The following is a 21,436-nucleotide window of genomic DNA, read 5'->3' on the forward strand; positions in this document are numbered from 1 at the left end:
GACCGTGAGTGAAGCTCGGCTGTTTACCAGTGAGTCGGTGACCGAGGGGCACCCCGACAAGATCTGTGACGCCATCAGCGACTCGGTGCTGGACGCACTGCTCGCCGACGACCCCAGGTCGCGCGTCGCGGTCGAGACGCTGGTGACGACCGGGCAGGTGCACGTCGTCGGTGAGGTGACCACGACCGCCAAGAACGCCTTCGCCGACATCACCGACACGGTGCGTGAGCGGATCCTCGAGATCGGCTACGACAGCTCCGACAAGGGTTTCGACGGTGCGACCTGCGGCGTCAACATCGGCATCGGCAAGCAGTCGCCCGACATCGCCCAGGGCGTGGACACCGCGCACGAGACCCGCGTCGGCGGCGGCTCGGATCCACTGGACCTGCAGGGCGCCGGCGACCAGGGTCTGATGTTCGGTTATGCCATCGCCGAAACGCCGGAACTGATGCCGCTGCCGATCGCGCTCGCGCACCGGCTGTCCCGCAAGCTGACCGAGGTCCGCAAGGACGGCACCCTGGCCTACCTGCGTCCTGACGGCAAGACCCAGGTGACGGTCCAGTACGACGGCAACAAGCCGGTGCGGCTGGATACCGTGGTGCTGTCCACCCAGCACGCCGACGGCATAGACCTGGACGAACAGCTGTCCCCGGAGATCAAGCGGCACGTGATCGATGCCGTGCTCGCCGAGCTGGGCCACGACACCATGGACACCACGGCGCCGCGACTGCTGGTCAATCCGACCGGCAAGTTCGTGCTCGGGGGTCCGATGGGAGATGCCGGGCTGACCGGCCGCAAGATCATCGTCGACACCTACGGCGGCTGGGCCCGGCACGGTGGCGGCGCCTTCTCCGGCAAGGATCCGTCCAAGGTGGACCGTTCGGCGGCCTACGCGATGCGCTGGGTGGCCAAGAACGTCGTCGCAGCCGGCCTCGCAGAGCGTGTCGAGGTTCAGGTCGCTTACGCGATCGGCAAGGCTGCACCAGTCGGCCTGTTCGTCGAGACCTTCGGCTCCGAAACCGTGGACCCGGTCAAGATCGAGAAGGCCATCGGCGAGGTCTTCGACCTGCGGCCCGGAGCCATCGTGCGCGATCTGGATCTGCTGCGTCCCATCTACGCACCGACGGCGGCGTACGGCCACTTCGGCCGCACCGACATCGAGTTGCCGTGGGAGCAGCTGAACAAGGTCGACGACCTCAAGAGCGCGGTCTAGGCCGAGCGACCCGAGAAGGCGTCCTTCGGGACGTCAGTATCCTGCTGGGGAAATGGCGAGAGATCACACGGTCGGCACGACACGCATCAGTCGTGGCCTGAAGATGGCTCTTCGCGGGCGGCGTGACCCGGCGCCGCTCGCGGGTCAGCGCAGCCGTAGCCAGAACACGATGGGTGACCTGCACACCCGCAAGGTCCTCGACCTCACCATCCGGCTGGCCGAGGTGATGCTGTCGTCCGGCTCGGGTACCGCGGACGTGGTCGCGACCGCTCAGGACGTCGCGAGGGCCTACCGGCTCACCGACTGCGTCGTCGACATCTTCGTCACCACGGTGTTCGTCTCGGCACTGCCGACCGCCGACAGTCCGCCGATCACCATCGTGCGGTCGGTGAACGCCCGCTCGACCGACTACACACGGGTGGCCGAACTCGACCGGCTGGTCGGCCGGATCACCACGGGCGGCGTGACGGTCGACGAGGCGCACGAGGCGATGGACGAGCTGTCGGAACGGCCACATCCGTATCCGCGCTGGGTGGCCACCGCCGGCTGGGCGGGTTTTGCCCTCGGCATCGCGATGCTGTTCGGCGGCAACTGGCTCACCTGCCTGCTGGCCGCGCTCACCGCGGCGACGATCGACCGGGCGGGCCGGTTGTTGAACAGGATCGGTACCCCGTTCTTCTTCCAGCACGTGGTGGGCGCGATGATCGCGACCCTGGTCGCGGTGGCGGCCTACTACTTCGCCGGCCAGGGGCCCACCGCGCTCGTCGCGACCGGGATCGTGATGTTGCTGGCGGGGATGACGCTGGTCGGCGCGATGCAGGACGCGGTGACCGGCTACATGCTCACCGCCGTCACCCGGCTCACCGAGGCGATGTTCCTGACCGCGGGAATCGTCGTGGGGATCCTGGCCGGCCTACAGGTCGCGGAGCTGCTCGGCGTCGTGATCGAGCTGCACGTCGACGCCACCGAGACGTTCATCATGCCGAACCGGCCGCTTCCCATCGCCCTGGCGGTGGTCGGCGCAGGGCTGGCGGGAGCCTCCCTGACCGTGGCGAGCTACGCCCCGTGGCGGTCGGTGGTCACTGCGGGGCTCACCGCCGCGCTCGCCGAGCTCGTGCTGATCGGTCTGGGCACCGCAGGTTTCGGCCAGGTGGTGGCCAGCGGCATCGCCGCGGTGGGTGTCGGCGTGATCGCGACGCTGATCTCGATTCGCCGTCAGTCGCCGGCGCTGGTGACCGCCACCGCAGGCATCATGCCGATGCTGCCCGGCCTCGCCGTCTTCCGGGCGGTGTTCTACCTCGCGGTCGACGAGGAGTTCACCGACGGCATGAGACAGCTGATCGCCGCGGCCGCAGTGGCACTGGCCCTGGGCTCGGGTGTGGTGCTCGGTGAGTTCATCGGCTCGCCGCTGCGCTACCGAGCGGGCCGGATCGGCGAGTTCCTGCGTGTCGAAGGCCCGCCCGGGTTGCGCCGAGCCGTCGGTGCCGTGGTCGCGCTCCAGCCGGCCGATTCGGCTGCACCGACACGATCGGGCAGCCAGCATGCGTCCAGCATCGCGCTGGAGCCGGCGCTGGGGGAGGACACCGAAGCCGACGCCGACGACGGCGGTGAGTCGGACAGCCAGATCGAAAGCCGGGAAATCTAGGACACGAACCGGTAGTCGTGATCGGGAAGAAAGCCAGGCTCAGCTGGTGATGGTGCGGGCAATGACGTTGCCCGCGAATTCGATTTCGTCATCTCCGACATCCAAGTGCGTCACCGCGCGCAGCATCCCTGGCCGTGGGACGGCTGAGACCAGGACACCCTCGGCTGCGAGTTGGCTGCGAAGCGCTTCTGGCGTCCAACCGATGGCGTGTGTGTCCAGCAGAACCACATTGGTTTCGACACGACCGCTCACCATGCCGGTGCCCTGCAGGATATCGGCGAGCCGTTGCGCCCGGTGGTGATCATCCGCCAGGCGCCGCACGTGATGATCCAGTGCGTACAGACCCGCCGCCGCTAGCATTCCTGATTGGCGCATCGCGCCGCCGAGGCGCTGTTTGAGACGCCGCGCGTCGCGAACGGCGGCGGCGGGGAGCGCCAGTAGTGCCCCCATCGGGCATCCCAGTCCCTTCGAAAGGCAGAGGGTCACGGAATCCGAGCCTGCCGCGATTCGAGCAGGAGGCACATCGCTGTACAACGCCGCGTTGAGCAGTCGGGCACCGTCCAGGTGGGCGCGGATTCCACGGCGGGCTGCAGTCGCGAGCATCTGGTCCAACCGCTCGAGTGGCCATACCCGGCCGCCAGCATTGCTGTGACTGTTCTCCACTGAAACGACTGCGGTGCGGGGTGTCTCGGCTCCGCCCTCGGCAATAGCGGCCGTCAGTTGGATGTCGTCGAACGTACCGTCAACAGTGCTGATCGGCTGGAGCATGAGGCCGGCGAGGGCGGCGGGGCCTCCGGCCTCACTTTTGATCAGGTGCGCGTCGGCCGAAGCGACGACGGCGTCGCCTGGTCGCGCCCATAGCTGCAGGGCGATTTGGTTTGCCATCGTCGCCGACGGTACGAACACCGCGGCCTGCGTGCCGAGCAGGTCGGCGACGCGGCCTTCCAGCTCGGTCGTCGTCGGGTCCTCGCCTTTCTGCTCGTCCCCGACCACCGCGCTGGCAATTGCGGCACGCATGCCGTCGGTAGGTTGAGTGACCGTGTCGGTGCGTAGGTCAATCACCGGGAAGTCGCCACCGTGTCGGAAAGGCCGTGTACTCGTCGGTACGGTCTGATCACCTCTACAGCGAAGAGCTCGAGTTGCTCAAACCACTCCTCGACAGTATCGACACAGAAGGTTGTGCAGGCCAGATGGTCGGCCCCCATCTCCGCGAGCCGTTCGACACGCTCGTAGACGGCGTCATAGCCGCCGATGAGGTTGTTATGCAGAGATTTCGCCGGATCGCGGCCGTCGAACGCCAGCGATCGACGATGCTGCACCATGCCTGTTGACACGTAACGGCGTTCAGTAGCCTCGTGGTTACGGCCGATCAGGCACGACAGCTGCGGCGCCACAGTCAGCGAATTGGCATCACGCCCGGCGGCCTCGGCGCGTTCGCGAAGCGTTCGAATCCACTCGGCCAACTCGTCGAACGGTCGCCAACCCGGGATCCATCCCGTCCCATATCGGATGGCGCGATCGATACCGCGAAGCTGATGGCCACCCACCAGCACCTGAACCTCGCCGTCATACCCCTTGGGCGCCAGCTCGAGTGACTCCACCGCGTAGTGCTGCCCGTGATGGCTGACCGTCGGTTCGCGCATCAAACGGCGCAGTAGGGTTAGGCCCTCCTCAAGCATCTCCCCACGGTGTGCGCCCACGAGATCGGGCCGCGCGGCCGCATACTCCTCGGGGTAAGCACCGATTCCCACGCCGAGTAACAGTCGGCCTTTACTGATCTGGTCGAGGGTAGCCGCCTGGCGGGCCAGTGTGACGATATCCCGCATCGGCAACACCAGCACCGCGGTGCCGACTTGCACCCGCTGTGTGACCGCTGCCGCGGCGGTGAGAACGGTGAGCACTTCGTAGAAGTTCGGCGTCGCCCCGTGATTTTGACGGACATAGTTCTGTGGGGCGTAATGATCGTTTCCCCACACTGAGTCGTAGCCGAGCTCTTCTGCCCGGCAGGCGGCCTCGATGAAGTGCCGTGGCTCGAAGAACGGGATCGGGTTGATCAGGCCCTCCATTCCGGTCGGCATTCCAACTCCGAATTTCATCTTCGCGACACCTCCGATTGTTGTTGCGCCAACTCCGCGAGTCCGGCTACATCGTCGACCTGGTGCGCGGTGATGCCTTCGTTGATCTTGCTTCCCAGTGATTTCAGCCCAGTCGACGACGCCACGAGGACGACCTCATCGGATCGCCGCCGAGTGCCGTCACGAATATGGCGTGTCAGCGCCGCCAGCCCGGCGGCTGCAGCGGTCTCGAGTAGCACGCCCTCGGTGCATGCCGCGAGGCGCGCCGCGTCGGCGAGTTCGTCTTCGCTGACGGTGTGGACCGCGCCGCCGCTGTCTCGGATCGCCTGCAGCGCCTGAAAGGTGCTCTGCGCAGCGGAGATCGAAGTTGCTGACGTTGGGTGGTCGATTTCGGCGAGTGGCACGGTGTCGGACCCCGATGCGAGGGCGGCGGACACGCTGCCGTATATCTCACCGCCGCAATGTTCGGGAACCCCGGCGGCCAGGCCCATCTCGACCAACTCGGCGAACGCTCGACGGCTCCCGGCCACTGCGTCGCCGTAGCAGATCGGAAAGTACATCGCATCGGGCGCACTGCGGCCCAGTTGTTCCCATGTCTCATAGGCGATCGGCTTGTATCCGTCGATGGCGTATGGGTTGTTGCCGACGGGTGGGTCGGAGTAGTTCGACATCGGGTACCAGCCGTACTGTTCGACCGCCTCACCGACCAGGCGCCATCGATCGCGCTTGGTATCGGCTATCGCGATGTGCGCTCCGTAGCCGGCCACGAAAGCGGCCATCAATGGGTCTACCCCCCGCGCAAACACGACCACGCCGGTCAGTCCGGCTCGTCGCGCATGTGCTGCGGTCGCCGCGGCCGCATTCCCCGTTGAGGCTGTCACCAGCACGCCGATGCCGAGTGACCGTGCGTGGTGTGCCGCGATCGCCGCCGCCCGGTCTTTGAACGACCAGGTCAATCCGCGGGACTCATCCTTGATCCAGAGCCGATCCAGCCCAATCGCCGCCGCCAGACGTGGCGCGGGCAACAACGGGCTCGGCGCGGTGGCCGCGGCCGCCGAGTCGTCGGGTTCGATTGGCAACAGGGCGCGGTAGCGCGCGATTCCGCCCAGCGGTCCGGTCAGATCAGCGATGAAGCGTTCCCCCGCGGCGGTCAGGTCGTAGTCAGTTCTCAGGTTGGCTGCGACGCCGACTGCCCGGCACCGTTCACAGCCGCGGCCGTGTGGCGCCGGGTCGCCCTCGGCGCCACAGCGGATGCAGACGAGTGGCAAGCGTCCGGAGATCACAGTGTCTCGAAGGTTCTGGGCAGCTGGCTGAGCGCCCGCCAGCCCGCGTCGGTCACCACCACCATGTCCTCGATTTGGACTCCGCCGAAACCGAATTCGTAGTAAGGCGTTTCGACGCAGAGCACCATCCCCTCTTCGATGACGTGCGGGTCTCCGGGCGCCAGCAGCGGCGCGTCGTAGCCGCCGACGAGTCCGATGCCGTGTCCGACGTGTGTGCGGTCATAGTGGGGGATGCCGGCGCGTCGTGTCTCGGCCACAGCCGCCGCGAACACATCGGCGGTGCGGACCCCGGGGCGCAGCATCTCCAGCGCCGCAGATTGGCCGGCGATCACGGCGTTGGCGTAGCTCCGCGATTTCTCCGAGGTTTCGCCGAGGCCGAAACATCGCGACAGATCGGACTGGTACCCGCCGTAGATGGCCCCGACGTCGAAGCGAAGGATGTCCCCGGGCGCCAACGCTGAGCCGGGCAGGTTCGCGTTCCCGAAGACCGTCGCGGTGCCCACGGACACCGAGTCGACTCGAAGCAACCCGCCTTCTCGCGCGACCGCCACCCGGTACTCGGTGGCCAACTCGGCCTGGGTGATGCCGGGCGCCGCGATCGCGACGGTGGCCAGGATCGCCGACTCAGCGATCCTGGCGGCTTCCTGAAGCCTGGACACCTCCAGCTCGGTCTTACGCATTCGCAGTCGGGGCAACACGGCCGTCGCGTCGCACACTTCGTGGTCCCTCAAGGCTGCGGTCACGGCGGGCTCGTTCGCCGGCGCCACGTCCATACCGATCTTGGCCCTCTGCAGGTCGAGGTCGGCCGCAGTTCTGGCGATCATCGCGGTCCTGTCGAGTTCGGGTCTGCGATTGCGGTGGGCGGACGCGACAAGGAGCTGGGCCTCATCGAGGTGCGCACCGGTTGCTTCTTCCCGGAAGAAGTCCCCCCAGGCGTGGTGCGCGAGCCCGGGCGCCAGGTCTTCGATGAGGTAGTCGAGCTCGGCCGCGGGCGTCAGCAGAACCGGTCGCGCCGGGTCGTCGCGGCGCACCACTGCGACGCTACGACCGGGCTTGCCGAACCTGGTCAGATAGCGGACATTCGCCGCAGTTGTGGCCACCAGTGCGTCCAGTCCGGCCTCGGAGAGAGCGGCGGATAGGCGGTTGGGGTCGTAGAGGAGCCCGGTCACTGCGCCGTCTCCGGACCGCTCAACCGGCGCCTTAGCTCGGTGAGGGTCTGAGCCAACAGCGCCAGTGCCTCGCGCAGCGACTGACCGGGCGCTCGCAACAACCAGAATCCGATATCGGTCACTTCGACCTCGTCGAGCACGGCGGACACCCTGTCCACCAATTGGTCCGGGGTTCCCGCCCAGCAGAAGGTGTCGATCATGCTGTCGGGCACAAGATCTGCCACTGCCTCCAGTGCGTCATAGTTGCGTGTCGCAATGATCTCCTCGAGCTCTTCGGGTACCGAAAGTCCGGCGTCGGTGACGAATCGGCGGTCAGGGAAACTCATCCACAGCAGCTTGGCCACCATCAGGCGGCATCCTTCGCGGGCACGTTCGGCGTCGGTGTGGACACAGGTGTCCACGCGTGCCATGGTGCGCAGTGCGGCGTCCCCTCGGCCGTGCGCGGCAGCGCCGCGCAGAACGTGGGACAGCGACCGAGCCAGCCCAGCAGGACTTGCCTGGCTGGCGATCATCACGCCCTCCGCAGCGCCTCCGGCCATCTCCAGCATGCGCCGCCCCCGACTGGCGATCCATAGCGGGAGATGTTGGTCAGGAACAATTTTCAAGTTCGCCGCACGCAGTGTGAAGGCCGCGGTTTGTCGTGTCACCGTTTCTCCGGCGAGCAGGCCGGCGATCGACTCGTAGGCGGCGCGGGTGGTTTCCGTCACTGCCGAACGGGACAAGCCCATCATCGGCAGCCCCGATCCGCCGGCGCCGACCGCCAGCGTGACGCGCCCGTCGGCGAGCTCGCTGACGGTGGCGAGCGTTTGGGCGGTGAGGGCCGGATTGGCCGCGTAGCCATCGGCGACCGCGCCGCCGAGAGTGATCGAAGTGGTCCGCGTCGCCGACACCGTCATCCGCACGAACATGTCGCGAAAGAACCGCTCGTTGGAATGCCAGAGTGCGTCAAAACCCATCCGTTCGGCTTCGGCGGCCAGGTCGCCCCAGTCGCTCATGTGGACGTCGGCAACCGAATGTGAGGGGAACCCGAGATGAAAGCCGGTCATCGGGCGCTCGCAGCCTTTGTCCGCCAACGGAAGACTCGGCGGGACACGGTGCGGAAGACCAGCAGCTCAACGAGGACCATGACCACGGTGAAGCCCAGCGTCCAGGCGATCACCGCTGCGGGACGGTTGTAGGAGAAGTAGTACTCGATGCGTTCGCCGATACCCGATCCGGCGGACAGCGCCTCTACCAGCACCACCAGTTTCCAGCCCATCGCGAAACCGAATCGGGCCGCCGACAGCAAGGCCGGCGCCAGCTGCGGCAGTATCACGTGCCGGAATCGCGTGACAGACCCGAGGCGGTAGACCGTCGCCATCTGGAAGAGCCCCGAGTCCAAGGCTTTGCTGCCGTCGTAGACGAACGTCACCATGAACGGGGTGACGGCCAGAGTGAGCGCGACCAGAGTGGCCAGCTCACCCAGTCCCAGCCACAGCGTCGAGAACAGAATCGTCACCGGGCCCGGTAGGGCCAGCCCGATGAACACGACGGGGTGGGCCAAGGCTTCGACATAGCGGTTGCGGGCCATCGTCACTCCGATGGACAACGCGATGGCGAACCCGGTGGTCCAGGCGATCAGGATGCGACGCAGGGTGGTCAGCATCGATTCGTAGAAGTCCGGTGACGCCACCGCCGCTGCGAACTCCTCGACGACCGCGGCTGGGGAGGGCAGATGTGGCAGCAAACGTCCCGCGCACAGCCACCAGATCAGCAGACCGATGCCGACGGCCACCAACTCTGGCGGTGGTCGGCGGAACCCGGCCGGTGGCGCCGTGCGGTCGGCGGTCTCGGTGCGATGCAGCACGCTGGTCACGCCGCACTCCCGGAGTTGTCGTCGGTGGTCCAGTACTGCAGCACAGAGTCGATCATGTTGCCCTCCACCTGGGCGATGGCCGCGGACTCGTAGCGGCGGGGGCGAGGGATGTCGATCGTGACCCGTTCGAGCACCCGTCCTGGGCCCGGCGCCATGACGTAGACGTGGTCGGCCAGGAACACCGCCTCGCGGATGGAGTGCGTGATGAAGATGAACGTCTGGCCGGCCTTGGCCCACAGTTCGAGCAGTTTGCCCCGCAGCGAGCGGCCGGTGACTTCGTCCAGCGCCGAGAACGGCTCGTCCAGCAGCACGCAGGCAGGTTCGATGGCAAGTGCGCGCGCGATCGCGACACGTTGTCGTTGTCCGCCGGAAAGGCTCCCGGGCCAGTTCTCGGCGAACTGCCCGATCTCACACAGGTCGAGGTATCGATCGGTGCGTTCTCGCCACTCTGCGCGGGGGACATCGGCTGCTTTCAACGCCAACTCGATGTTCTTTCGGACGCTCCGCCAGGGCAGCAGGCGAGGATCCTGGAACAGGTAGCCCAGGCGCGGCCTCGGGACCTGCTGGTCGACGCCATCGACCACCAGCGGTGTGCCGTCGATCGTCACGGTGCCCACCGTCGGCGTGGCGAGACCAGAAAGAATGTTCAGCAGAGTCGATTTCCCGCAACCGCTGGGGCCGACGATGCAGGCGAACTCGCCGTTGGCGACGCGCAGGCTGACATTCGACAGGGCGGGTACGGCGCTGCCGGGGTAGGAGTACGACAGATCGGTGATGGTCAGAAAATCGGTCATGAGGCTGAAAGACGCTCCTTTGGAGGGCTTGTCATGATCGCCGGCCCTCACGTCGAGGTGGCGGTCGGCTGTGCGCGTAGGGATCGACGAGTGGGCGCACGCCACCGGAAGACTCGTCGTTCGATCGGACGCAGGATCAAATACTCGACCGTGGTGATCATCACGATGAAGAACAGCGTCCAGACTATGAGCCGGTCGAGCTCGAAGTACCCGTAGGCGCGCTTGTACTCTGCGCCGACGCCGATCTGCTGGGAGAACAGTTCGGCGATGACGACGATCTTCCAGCCCAGCGCGTGGACATTTCGGAATGCGCTGAATAGATACGGCGCCATTTCGGGCAGGGCGAGGTGGCGGATGCGGTCGAGCGGCCCGAAGCCGTAGATCTGTGACATCTCGGTCAGCCGGGGGTCCAACGCCTTGACGCCCTCGTTGAGGCTGACGACTACGAAGGGGAACACCACGATCGCCACGGACATGCAGACGCCGAACTCGGCGAGCCCGAACACCATCAGGCTCAACAGCGCCACCACCATGCTGGGAGCGGTGATGGTGACGTAGACGGCGGGACCGAAGAACCTGTTCCACCAGGAGCTGATCTGCATGAGCAGCGCAACCACCACGGCAGCGGTGTAGCCCATCGCCAACCCCAGAATGAGTCGGCGCAGCGTCGCCCACAGATCCTCGTAGGTGGCCGCCTCGCCTAGCAACAGGCCGGCGGTCTGCACTGTTTGAGTTGGTGACGGGAGGAAATCGGTCGCCTCCCAGAACAACTGCCAGGCCATGAGCAGCACCGCGGCCGCTGACAGCATCAGCAACGCCCGCGGTGCCGGCTGCAGCGGTCGATCAGCAGAAGTCATCGGTAGCTACTCTTCGGAACCGGGCAGCCGGGTGACGGCGCCCTCCGGCGCCGAGGTGAGTCCGCCCAGGCCCGCCGCTGCGGCCTTCTCGATGAACATCTCCGCCGCCGCGACGTCCTCCTCGGTCCAGCGTTTGGTGAAGTACTCGCTGGTCTCGATGAGTTCTTCGAACCCTGCTGCGACGTCTTCGCTTTCGATGCCGATGAGATCGCCGAGCTCACCCGTGGTGACTCGGGTGGGGTCGGCGGTGATCCAGTCATAGGCGTCGTTCCACGCGTTCTGGACACCCGCGGCGAGTTCGGGATTCTCGTCGATCCAGCTGTCGCGGGCCATCGCGGTGAGGTTCCACGACCGGCCGCCGGCCGCTGTCTCCCATTCCTGCCACCCCGGGCCCCACACCGGACGCATTCCGTATTCCTTGGCCGCGATGATGGTGTTCGGCTCGGCGGTGAAGACAGCTTCGAGGTCGCCGCGATCGAGTAGTCGCAGGAGGGCGGCCTCCTGCGTGAGCTGCAGATCATACTGCTCTTCGATGTCGAGCTCGGAGAACTCCTCGAGCATCACCAGCGCCGCGGTCATGCCGCCTGAGTCGAGACCGTCGTGCCCGACGCGCATGCCGATCAGGTCCTGCTCGGTTTGGTACGGAGAGTCGCCGCGCACGACAAGGGCGACGTCCTGCACCGCCATCGGAAAGTACGTGGTGACGTCATTGCCCTGGCTGCGCAACAGCGCGGCGGTGAGTGGGTCCCCATCGAACGACACATCGGCGTCGCCCTGGAGGAAGAACTGCGCAGAGGCGTCGCTGGACACCTCGAAGTTCTCCGCGGTGAAGCCGTTGGCCTCGTCGAACCCCTGGTCCTTGATGATCTTGAGCGCCATCGAGCTCAACCCGCCCTCGAGTCCTTGTAGCCGGACGACGGGGGCACCCTGGTCGGGTGGCGCCGGTTCGCTCGAACTGCAGGAGGAGAGGACGAGCCCGGTCGCCACGCCGGCGGCGAGGGCGATCGTTAGACGGCGACTGAGATGGCGGGATGTCATGGTGTGTGCCTCCGAAAGGTAGGACATGAGGTCTCATATATGAAACCTCATGTTTGAGGCATCAGGTGTTTCTGTGCGGTAAATTGTTTTCACGCCCATGCACGCTTCGAGAGGGAGTCCGCGGTGTCATCGTCCTCACTGCCGAAATCCGTCGTGAACAAGACGCTGGGCGTTCCGGCGCTCGGCCCGAGTCCAATTCGCACCGCTTACACCACGGTGACCGACCGTCTACGCAAGGCCATCATCTCGGGCGAGCTGCCCGGCGGGACACGGCTGGTTCAGACCGAACTCGCGCAGAGCCTGTCGGTCAGCGTGACCCCGGTTCGAGAGGCGTTGCGCAACTTGATGTCTGAAGGCTTGGTCGACTACAGCCCCTTTCACGGCGCCACCGTGCACCGCACGTCACGCGCCGAGTTGGAGGACATATACGAGTTGAGATCAGTGCTCATTCCGCTGGCGGTACGAGAAGGCATCAACAACATCACGGCTGAGGAGCTGGACACGGCCGAGGAACTGGCCCGCCGAATGGAAGCCGAGGCCGACCCGATTGCGTGGGTCGAGCTAAATAGGGAGTTCCACAAGGTGTTCTATGTTGCAAGCCAACGGCCAAAGGTCTACGAGTTGTTGGTCACGCTCGCCGATTTGTCGTCGCTTTACGTCGGGCTGTCGATCAGTGGCGACGCCGAGCGTAGAGCTCGCGGGGACGACGACCACGCCAAAATTATCAGGACCTACCGCGCGGGGGATGTGAAGGCCGCGACCGAGATCACTCTGGTGCACAATCTGGACACCCTCGAGGTGGCCCGGGCGATGCTGGACGAAGCGTCTGGTGGACGATCCGACAAAGCTGCGGAGATCTAGGACAGGAACCGGTAGTCGTCGATCGGGAAGCGGCGGCTGCGCCAATAGGCCTCGACCGTGCTCGTGGGCCGCAGCGGAACGTCGCCGTGCTGGTCGAAGTAGTAGCTGTTGGCCAACCGGCAGCTGTCCTGCCAGAAGATCTGACGATGCCGCTTGCGCATCATCTCGGCGAAATAGCGGTCGTTGGCCTCCGGGCGCACTTCCACCCGGGTGGCCTGTCGTCGGCGCGCGGTGTCGAGGCACCTGACGATGTGGTGGGTCTGTGCCTCGATCAGCGCGAAGTACGACGAGCCGACGTAGCCGTACGGGCCGAAGACGGTGAAGAAGTTCGGGAACCCCGGGACGCTCACCCCTTCGTAGGCCTGCAGTCGGTGCTCTTCCCAGAACCGACTCAGCGAGCGTCCCCCCGGGCCGGTCACCGGGAAGGTGGGCCCCGAGGGTTTGTCGTCGAGTGCCGAGAACACCTTGAAGCCCGTCGCCAGAATCAGCACGTCGACCTCGTGCAGGTTGCCGTCGGCGGTGGCGACACCCGACCCGGTGATCTTGTCGATGGGCTCGGTCACCAGGTCGACGTTCTCGCGGTTGAACGTCGACAGGTAGGTGTTGTGGAAGCCGGGGCGCTTGCAGCCCACCGCATAGCGGGGCGTCAGTTTGTCCCTGACGGCCGGGTCGGCGACCTGCTTGCGCAGGTAGGCCCTGCCCACCGCGTCCATCCGCTGCGCCAGCGGGTTCACGGTGAAGTACTGTGCGGCCAGCGGGAACGTGAACTCCACGTAGGCCTGGCTGAGCAGCCGCTGCAGGGTCCTGCCGAGCGGCAGCCGCATCATCCGCCGCGCCGCGCCGGGCAACGGGACGTCGAACTTCGGGAAACACCAGATCGGTGTGCGCTGAAACACCGTCAGGCGCTCGACGATCGGCGCGATCTCGGGTATCACCTGCACCGCGGAGGCGCCGGTACCGATGACGGCGACGCGTTTGCCCGCCAGCGCCTGGTCGTGATCCCAGCGCGCGGTGTGCACGGTCGCTCCGGCGAACGAGTCGACGCCGGGGATGTCAGGCGAGTTGGGGACGGTCAACACTCCGCTGGCGTTGACGAGAAATCGGGCGGTGACGGTCTCGGCCGTCGCGGCGCCTTCGAGCCGGATGCGCCAGAACCCTTGTGAATCATCAAAATCTGCGCTCAGCACCTTGGTGCCGAAGCGGATCTTCGGCCGCAGACCGTACTTGTCCACGCAGTGTGCAGCGTAGGATTGCAGCTCGTCCCCGGGTGCGTAGGTGCGCGACCACGAGTTGCTCTGCTCGAACGAGAACTGATACGAGAACGACGGAATGTCCACGGCAATACCGGGATAGGTGTTCCAGTACCAGGTGCCGCCGGGACCGTCGCCGGCCTCGGCGATGAGGTAGTCACCCATCCCCGACCGGTCCAGTCCGATCGCCGTCCCGATGCCGGAGAACCCGGCACCGACGATCAGGACCTCGTGGTCGGGCGACATGGACTCACACTAGCGCGGCCCGCAGCGCGCGGAGGCCGCGTTCGGCAGCCTCCGTGGCCGCCGGCACCACACCGGCGTAGGCGACGTATCCGTGCACCAGAGACTCCGCGTGGTGCAGTTCGACAGGAACTCCCGCCTCGGCGAGCAGTTCGGCGTACCGGATCCCGTCGTCGCGCAGCGGGTCATGGCCGGCCACCGCGATGTAGGCCCCCGGAAGTCCCGACAGGTCGCCTCGCGCAGGTACGAGCGTGGCCGGCGGTTCGCTCAAGTCGGCGTCACCGACGTACCAGCGGGTGAAGCCCTTGCACGCCGCCAGGGACAGGATGGGCGCGTCGGCGTTCTCGGTGAACGACGACAGTGAGGTGTCGAACGTCGTGGAGGGATACCAGAGCAGCTGAAACCGCAACGGGGTACCTGCATCTCGCGCCAATTGCGCGACCACGGCGGTGAGGTTTCCACCGGCGGAGTCGCCCGCCGCGGCCACCCGGGCGGGATCGACGCCGAGCTGTCCGGCATGCGAGAACACCCACCGGGTAACCGCCCACACGTCGTCGACGGCGGCGGGGTAAGGATGCTCGGGTGCCAGTCGGTAGTCGACAGACACCACCACTGCCTCGGTGGCGGCCGCGTGCAGCCGGGCTGTGCCGTCGTAGGTGTCCAGATCGCCGACCGACCAGCCGCCGCCGTGGATGAAGACCACCGCGGGCAGCACCGCTTTGTCTGACGGCGGACGGTAGACGCGTACGGCGATCGGTCCGGCCGGCCCGTCGACGCTGCGGTCCTCGGCTGTCACCTCGGGATGCAGCGGCGTGCGGGGGAGTTCAGCGAAGCGCCGGCGGGCCTCCTGCGGACCGCCGTCGGTCGTCAGCTGGAACGGAACAGCCTCGAGCACCTTCTGCAGGACGTCATCCACGGACATGGAAAACACCGTACGCAGCCGGTCGCGGGCAGCTGAGGTAGGACCCCATGACGGTGCCCTGTCCCGGACAATGGAGCAGCGGGAACGGAATTTCCAGAGGAAGAGGGACTGCGGTGAGGATGCTGCGACGCCATCGTGGGTCGGCCGACGGACGGGCTGCTGGGCGACCGATCTCGCTCGCGCCGCTGACGGTTCTGGAGCTCAGTCCTCCCGAGCTGGTCGCCTGTGCCGCCGAGGCGGGCTATGACGGCGTCGGGCTGCGGCTCATCCGCGCAACCGCCGAGGAGCCGGTCCGGCCGACCATCGGCCGCACACCGATGATCCGGGAAACGCGCCGGCGCTTGGACGACACCGGGCTGTTCGTGCTCGACATCGAGGTGCTGCGGTTGCGCCCCGACACCCGCGTGCGCGACGATTTCGGCCCGTTCCTGGAGACCGGGGCGTACCTCGGTGCCTCACAGGTTCTGGTGACGGGCAACGATCCCGACCATTCGCGGCTGGGCGACAATCTCGCCCAGCTGGCTCACCTGGCCCGCGACTTCGGTGTGGTCCCCAACCTCGAGCCGATGCCGTGGACCGAGGTACGTGACCTCGACGAGGCAGCGAGGATCCTGCAGCGCTGCGCCGGTAGCGGGGCCGGGGTCCTCGTGGACGCCATTCACGCCGGGGTCCTCGTGGACGCCATTCACTACGACCGCGCGCTGACCACCACCGCCGATCTCGCGGCGCTGCCCCCGGAATGGGTGCACTACGTCCAGATCTGCGATGGGGTGCTGCCTCGCCCGACATCGGTGGAAGAGTTGCGCTTTCAGGGCCGCAATGCCCGCCTGCTGCCCGGGGAAGGTGGCATCGACATCGTGGCCATGCTGCAGGCGCTGCCGTGCGTCCCGGTCAGCGTCGAGGCGCCGGTCCGATGGCGAGCGCCGGCGGGGGTGCGGGCCCGGGCGGCGTTGCGTGCGGCCCGCGACGTCGTTTCGCGGGCGGACGCCGGGCGACTACGTTTGTCGGCGTGACCTCGCGTTTGGTCGAGAATTCGGTACAGCATCGCCGTGGGCCGGTGCGCACAGCGGTCGGTGTTGTCGGTCTGGCTGCCGCGGCAGGTGCGGGCATCGGGGTGGCGGCGCACTTCTTCGGTCCGGTCAGCACGGTGGTGACTCTGCTGGCCTCGTTCAGCCCGTTGTTCGCGGTGCTGGCGGCGTTGTCCGCGGTGCTGTTGGCCGTTGCCCGGCATCGGGTTGCGGCCGCGGCGGCGCTGCTGGTGGCGGTCGTCGGCGTGGCCGCACAACTGCCGCTCTACCTCGGCGATGCGCCGTCGGAGACGACGCCGGGGCCGCAGCTGCGGTTGTTGCAGGCCAACATTCGGCTAGGTGAAGCCGACCCGCACGCACTGGCCGCACGGGTACGCCGTGACCACGTCGACGTACTGACCGTCGCGGAACTGACGGAGGCCGCCGTCGGCCGGTTGGCGGCCGCAGGGCTGGAGCGCACGCTGCCGTTCACCTATCTGCGGCCACGCGAAGGCGGTGGGGGAGAGGGCATCTACTCACGACACCCGCTGTCGGAGCGGCGAATGCTGCCCGGGCTGCGCCACACCAACCTGCGCGCCACCGTCGACCTGCCCGGTGCCGAACCCGTCGCCGTGTACGCGCTGCATCCGTTGCCGCCCTATCCCGAGCCGGCCTGGCGCTGGGCGGTCGAGCTCGACCGGATCGGTGCGATTCTGGCCGCCGAGGGTCTTCCGTTGGTCGTCGGTGCCGACTTCAACTCGACCTACGATCACGAGCGGTTCCGCAATCTGCTCCGCGCAGGTGAGCGGGACGGGGCACCGCTGCTCGACGCGGCCGAGTATCTGGGATCGGGCATCGTCGCCACCTATCCGGCGGACCGGGGGTTCCCCGCTGTGCTGGCGATCGACCGGATCCTGACCCGCGGCGGCACGCCGACGTCCTTCGAGCGTGTCGACCTACCGGGGTCCGACCACCACGGTGTGCTGTCGGACGTATTGCTGACACCGGCGGATCAGCGCTGAACCCTGGCCTCGGCGACAAGATCGACGACGCGGCCGACATGGGGCGCCCGGACCACCGAGTCGTGGTCGCAGTTGACCCGACGGACGGTGAGTTCCCCGGGGAGCACCAGCGGCCACACCCGCTCGTCGTCCCGGTTGAAGCTGCTGAGTACCAACAGCGTTCGTCCGCCGTAGGGACGTGGTCGGTGCAGGCGGCCCACCCGGACACCGACTTCGCGCAGCGCTTCGGTCTTCCGCTCGGGGGTGTTCTCCACCAGGCCCGCCACCGGCAGCAGCAGCCGTCGCCGCCACAGCCGGCCGCGACTCATCGCGGGTTCTTCCAACAGGGCCGACGCGATCACCCCGGGTAGGGTCTTGCGTGCGTGGCGCACCGTTCTGGTCGGAAGAAACGGATCAAGCATCGCGACCAGTTCGACGTCGTGGCCCATCGCCTCGAGGCGGTTGGCCACGTCGATCGCGATGAAAGCCCCCAGCGAGTGACCGATGAGCGTGTACGGGCCCTGCGGTTGCAGCTTGAACAGATCGCGCAGGTGTCGTCGAGCGGCGCGGGCCACCGTCCAGTCGGGGAAACCACGGTTCTCCAGTCCGTGGGCCTGGAACGCGACGACCGCGGCGGCTGCGTGGACACGATGGGCGAAGGCAGCGAAAGACAGCGCCGACGCTCCTGCGCCCGCGAAGCAGAACAGGGTCTCGGTGGTGGATCCGGTCGGCGGTCGCAACAGCACTGTCGTCGACGCGATCTCACCCGTCGGGTCTGTCGTGCGTCCTTCGCGGCGGGCACCGACGATCTCGGCGAACTGAGCCACCGTCGGAGCGCCTGCAAGATCCGCCGTGGTGAGGCGCAGGCCGTGACCGCCGCCGAGTTGGCCGAGCATCTGCTGGACATTGAGCGAATCCCCGCCGAGTGCGTAGAAGTTCTCGGTGCGCCCGACTTCGTCGAGACGCAGCACGTTGGCCCACACCGCGGCGATCTGGGTCTCCAGCCCCGGCATGGCAGGTTCGATGGCTCCGCGGGTCGGGACGGGCAAAGCCAGGCGGTCGACCTTGCCGCGTTCGTTTCGCGGAAGAGCTTCGAGCATCACGATGTTGGTGGGCACCATCCATGCGGGCAGCCGGGTGTGCAGTTGTGCTCGGAGATCTGCGACGGCGGGGCTGCGTTCTCCCGGCGCCGGTGCGACATATGCGGTCAGGACCCGGGTTTCGGCGACCGCGTCCGCGACCACCAGCGCTTCGCGTATTCCCGGGCATTCCAGCAACGTTGCCTCCACCTCGGCCGGTTCGACCAGGTAGCCGCGGATCTTGACCGCCGCGTCCATCCTCCCGAGGATCGTCAGGACGCCGTCGGCGGTGATCCGTGCGCGGTCATTGGTGACGAAAGTCCGGCTGCCGTCCGGGTTCTCGACGAAGCCCGTGGTAGCGGCGCCGGGGTCGAGGTAGCCGGCGGCCAGATACGGCGAGGTGACCGTCAGGCGTCCGTGCCCGTCGATGTCGAGGGTTTTGTGAGGTGTCGCCACGCCGGCGGGAACGACTCCCGCCGGAATGTCATCGCCGGGCCGGATGTCGTGGTGGGCGATCCCGAGCGTTTCCGATGAGCCGGCCCAGTTCGTCAGCACCGCGTTCGGCGCCACGACACGGGCGCGCCGGATGACGTTGCCGTACAGCGGCTCTCCGGTGGTGACGATGCGCCGTAAGCTGTCCAGCACCCGGGTGCCGGCGACCTCGGTCAGTGACTGCAGGAACGATGGGGTGCACATCACGATGTCGGCCTCGGTGATCCGCGAAAGCGCGACGTCGGGAGTGCAGTTGCGCGGTTCGATGACGATGACCTCGGCGCCCGACAGCAGTGAGCCGATGAGCACGTTGAGACCGGCGGCGAAGCTCACCGGCATGCAGAGCGCCACCCTGCGGCCCGCGGTGATCCCGAATCGGTCGCGGTGCAACACCCAGTCGCACAACCAGGTCCCGTTGACATGCAGCACCGCTTTCGGTTCACCCGACGAACCGGAGGTGAACTGGATGCTGGTGATCGCCTGGACGTCCGGGACCGGCATCGGCGCTCGGCCGTCGACCCCGCCGGCGGGCGGATCCGGCAGGTCCTCGGTGACGACGGTGTCGACATGGTAGCCGCGCTCGGCGAGTGCGCCGACGATGTGTGCGACGCGGTCCCGGGGGAGGCCGGTGTCGAGCGGCACCAGCGGCGCGCCGGCAGCGAAGCAGCCGAGCATCACAGCTGCGGTATCCGGGTCGAGGTCGCGGATCAGCGCTACCGGCGCTTCCGGGCGTGGCCGGTTGTGCAGTGCAGCAGTCCACTTCGAGGCAGCACGGGCGAGGTCTCGGTAGCTGACGGAGTCGTTCTCGGTGCGCAGGGCAACGTGGTCGGCGCGCTGTTCGGCGACCTCGGCGAACCGTTCGCTGACCGAGCGATGTCGGACGGAGTCGTCGACGACGGGAGCCTGCCGCGTGGTTGTTGCCGTCCCGGCATTGACGGGCTCCGGGCGGGGGGTGCTCACGGCGCTACGGAGCAGTGCGACCGTCGGGCCCACCAGGATGAGCGTGCACATCATCTCGGCCGCGAGGTAGGTGTAGCCGACGGCGTTGATTCCCCAGTGGGGCAGGGTCACGATGACGCCGGCCACCACGACGATTCCGAGCATGACCTGTGCGGTCACCGCGAGGCGGAGCCTGCGCCGGAGCCGGGCCAGTGCCGTGTAGATCGTCATCAACGCCACCGAGGGCAGGGTGAAGGCCATGATGCGGATCAGCGTCGTACCGTGCTCGGCGTAGTCCGGCCCCAGAATGCTGAGGATGAGCGGCGCGGCGACGAGCAGGGCCAGGCACCCGGCCACCGCGGCACCCCCGCAGAGTAGTACGAATCGCATTGTGCACGAACGCAGATCGGCGCCCGGTGTGGACGCGGTTGCGACGAACGGCGCGGCGGTGGCACCGATCAGGATTCCGAGCGTGTTGACCACCAGCCAGCACATCGAGAAGTAGGCGTTCATCTCGGTGCCAAGCTGCGCAACCACGATCAGCGGCACCAGCAGCGGCACCGTGACGTGGACGGCGTTGATGGCATACGAACTCGCGAAGAACTGGAAAAGATCCCGCCGCGGCGGCAGATCGGGGGGTCCCTCGCGGCGCGCAATCTCACGCCTGATGACCACGACCGCGATGATCGCGGTGATGACGGCGGCGGGCGCCACCCAGGACCAGACGATGGCGGTGCCGGTGGCCAGCGGGATCAACGCGGCCACCGCGACCAGCTTCGCTGTGGACTGCCCGATGTTCTTCGTGGCGATGGTGCGCGGCCGACCCAGGCCGATCAGGATCTGGTCCTGCAACGCGTAGAACGCCAGCACCGCGACAAAAAGCGGGAACAGAAGCGCCTCAACCCAATTCGAGAACAGCTGGGAGCGGGGCCCGACGACCACGAACACCGTCCCGAACAACAGTGCGGTACACGCGGCGAACCCGATTCCGCGGCGCACCAGATGCGAGGTGTCGGCACCGGCCAGGGGCAGAAAGCGCTCGTAGAGGCTGCCGAGGCTGAAGTTGGCGAGGATCGCGATGAGGGAGGCCGAGGAGATGATCGCCGATGCGCGGCCGACCTCGGCGGTGTCGTAGCCACGTGCGGCCACGGTCCAGAATACGAATCCGAGAATCCCGGTGGCGGCACTCGAGGTCATGACGGCGGCGATGTCGATTCCGAGCGCGCCGCCCTGTAGGCGTCGGGGGGCTGGCCCTGCCGTGCTCGTCCGGGTGGCGCTCACCGCGGCGCCCGTACCGGCGCCGTCAAGGGCGGTGGCAGGGCCTGTGGTCGGCATGTCGCGTGAGTTCCTAGGGGAGGGTCGGGCCCGCCATGAGCGCGGTTGAGTGGGGTCGTCGGCGACCGCTCGGATGACGATACTAACCACACCAGAATTTGGTTAGGCTACCCATAGTTGTGATGCTGGTCATAGCCGGCGGCGTAGGCGACATAGCCTGCCCTAACTTCGCTATGGTCGCATCTGATTCCCAGCAGGCGCACTCATAGCAAATTGCTGCCACCACGCCTATGACGTCGCACGCGCGTCTGAAAACGTCTAGACAAGGAGCTTGTGACTTGACGGAGATTGTTCCCGACTCCGGTGTGCGCAACAGAAGCGATATCAGCAAATTCCTTCACGACATCGACGGTGACGCTGTGGGCACCTCGTCCGGGC

General features: G+C 67.1%; 17 protein-coding genes. 5 read left to right on the top strand and 12 right to left on the bottom strand.

Annotated features, from left to right (window positions below):
• Nucleotides 1-4 precede the first annotated feature (4 nt).
• Together metK and G6N53_RS16935 are read left to right on the top strand one after the other, a co-directional pair.
• A complete protein-coding gene (gene metK / locus G6N53_RS16930; RefSeq protein ID WP_163890267.1) occupies nt 5-1,213 on the top strand; it encodes a methionine adenosyltransferase in 1,209 nt (402 codons plus the stop codon).
• 52 nt (nt 1,214-1,265) lie between these two features.
• Nucleotides 1,266-2,858, top strand: a complete 1,593-nt coding sequence (locus tag G6N53_RS16935) for a threonine/serine exporter family protein (protein WP_163890268.1) — start codon at nt 1,266-1,268, stop codon at nt 2,856-2,858.
• Nucleotides 2,859-2,897: 39 nt separating this feature from the next.
• Here the strand turns inward: G6N53_RS16935 and G6N53_RS16940 are convergent, their stop codons facing one another.
• From G6N53_RS16940 to G6N53_RS16980, 9 genes are read right to left on the bottom strand one after another with little or no spacing between them, the layout of a single operon-like run.
• On the bottom strand, nt 2,898-3,920 hold the full coding sequence (locus G6N53_RS16940) for a threonine aldolase family protein (protein WP_205390399.1): 1,023 nt from the start codon (nt 3,918-3,920) through the stop codon (nt 2,898-2,900).
• The gene (locus G6N53_RS16945; RefSeq protein WP_205390400.1) at nt 3,917-4,954 is read right to left on the bottom strand and encodes an LLM class flavin-dependent oxidoreductase; all 1,038 of its coding nucleotides are present in this window, start codon (nt 4,952-4,954) and stop codon (nt 3,917-3,919) included. Before G6N53_RS16945 ends, G6N53_RS16940 begins: the two co-directional genes overlap by 4 nt.
• A complete protein-coding gene (locus G6N53_RS16950; protein ID WP_163890271.1) occupies nt 4,951-6,216 on the bottom strand; it encodes a threonine synthase in 1,266 nt (421 codons plus the stop codon). Before G6N53_RS16950 ends, G6N53_RS16945 begins: the two co-directional genes overlap by 4 nt.
• Nucleotides 6,213-7,385 (bottom strand): M24 family metallopeptidase, encoded by a 1,173-nt coding sequence (locus tag G6N53_RS16955; protein WP_163890272.1) that lies wholly within the window; start codon nt 7,383-7,385, stop codon nt 6,213-6,215. Before G6N53_RS16955 ends, G6N53_RS16950 begins: the two co-directional genes overlap by 4 nt.
• Complete coding sequence (locus G6N53_RS16960) at nt 7,382-8,431, bottom strand: LLM class flavin-dependent oxidoreductase (protein WP_163890273.1); 1,050 nt, start codon at nt 8,429-8,431, stop codon at nt 7,382-7,384. The genes G6N53_RS16955 and G6N53_RS16960 overlap by 4 nt, the downstream gene beginning before the upstream one ends.
• Nucleotides 8,428-9,240, bottom strand: coding sequence for an ABC transporter permease (locus G6N53_RS16965; protein WP_163890274.1), 813 nt, complete (start codon nt 9,238-9,240; stop codon nt 8,428-8,430). The genes G6N53_RS16960 and G6N53_RS16965 overlap by 4 nt, the downstream gene beginning before the upstream one ends.
• Nucleotides 9,237-10,034: an ABC transporter ATP-binding protein gene (locus G6N53_RS16970; RefSeq protein WP_163890275.1), complete on the bottom strand. Its 798-nt coding sequence runs from the start codon at nt 10,032-10,034 to the stop codon at nt 9,237-9,239. The genes G6N53_RS16965 and G6N53_RS16970 overlap by 4 nt, the downstream gene beginning before the upstream one ends.
• 47 nt (nt 10,035-10,081) lie before the next feature.
• On the bottom strand, nt 10,082-10,891 hold the full coding sequence (locus G6N53_RS16975; RefSeq protein ID WP_163890276.1) for an ABC transporter permease: 810 nt from the start codon (nt 10,889-10,891) through the stop codon (nt 10,082-10,084).
• A 6-nt stretch (nt 10,892-10,897) separates the two neighbouring features.
• The gene (locus G6N53_RS16980; protein WP_163890277.1) at nt 10,898-11,956 is read right to left on the bottom strand and encodes an ABC transporter substrate-binding protein; all 1,059 of its coding nucleotides are present in this window, start codon (nt 11,954-11,956) and stop codon (nt 10,898-10,900) included.
• Between the two features lie 96 nt (nt 11,957-12,052).
• On the opposite strand from G6N53_RS16980, the gene G6N53_RS16985 reads away from it, so the two are divergent.
• The gene (locus G6N53_RS16985) at nt 12,053-12,790 is read left to right on the top strand and encodes a GntR family transcriptional regulator (protein ID WP_163890278.1); all 738 of its coding nucleotides are present in this window, start codon (nt 12,053-12,055) and stop codon (nt 12,788-12,790) included.
• Here the strand turns inward: G6N53_RS16985 and G6N53_RS16990 are convergent.
• Nucleotides 12,787-14,286, bottom strand: a complete 1,500-nt coding sequence (locus G6N53_RS16990) for a flavin-containing monooxygenase (protein WP_163890279.1) — start codon at nt 14,284-14,286, stop codon at nt 12,787-12,789. The two genes, G6N53_RS16985 and G6N53_RS16990, sit on opposite strands and share 4 nt — an antisense overlap.
• Before the next feature lie 4 nt (nt 14,287-14,290).
• Nucleotides 14,291-15,205, bottom strand: coding sequence for an alpha/beta hydrolase (locus tag G6N53_RS16995; protein ID WP_163890280.1), 915 nt, complete (start codon nt 15,203-15,205; stop codon nt 14,291-14,293).
• A 119-nt stretch (nt 15,206-15,324) separates the two neighbouring features.
• Between G6N53_RS16995 and G6N53_RS17000 the strand changes: the two genes are divergently transcribed.
• Together G6N53_RS17000 and G6N53_RS17005 are read left to right on the top strand one after the other, a co-directional pair.
• Complete coding sequence (locus tag G6N53_RS17000; RefSeq protein ID WP_163895984.1) at nt 15,325-16,218, top strand: sugar phosphate isomerase/epimerase family protein; 894 nt, start codon at nt 15,325-15,327, stop codon at nt 16,216-16,218.
• A complete protein-coding gene (locus tag G6N53_RS17005; RefSeq protein ID WP_237166546.1) occupies nt 16,215-17,234 on the top strand; it encodes an endonuclease/exonuclease/phosphatase family protein in 1,020 nt (339 codons plus the stop codon). Before G6N53_RS17000 ends, G6N53_RS17005 begins: the two co-directional genes overlap by 4 nt.
• Here G6N53_RS17005 and G6N53_RS17010 read toward each other — a convergent pair.
• A complete protein-coding gene (locus G6N53_RS17010) occupies nt 17,225-21,058 on the bottom strand; it encodes an alpha/beta fold hydrolase (RefSeq protein ID WP_237166547.1) in 3,834 nt (1,277 codons plus the stop codon). The genes G6N53_RS17005 and G6N53_RS17010 overlap by 10 nt on opposite strands.
• Nucleotides 21,059-21,436: the final 378 nt, after the last annotated feature.

The sequence above is a fragment of the Mycolicibacterium hippocampi genome (assembly GCF_010723735.1).
Taxonomy (GTDB): domain Bacteria; phylum Actinomycetota; class Actinomycetes; order Mycobacteriales; family Mycobacteriaceae; genus Mycobacterium; species Mycobacterium hippocampi.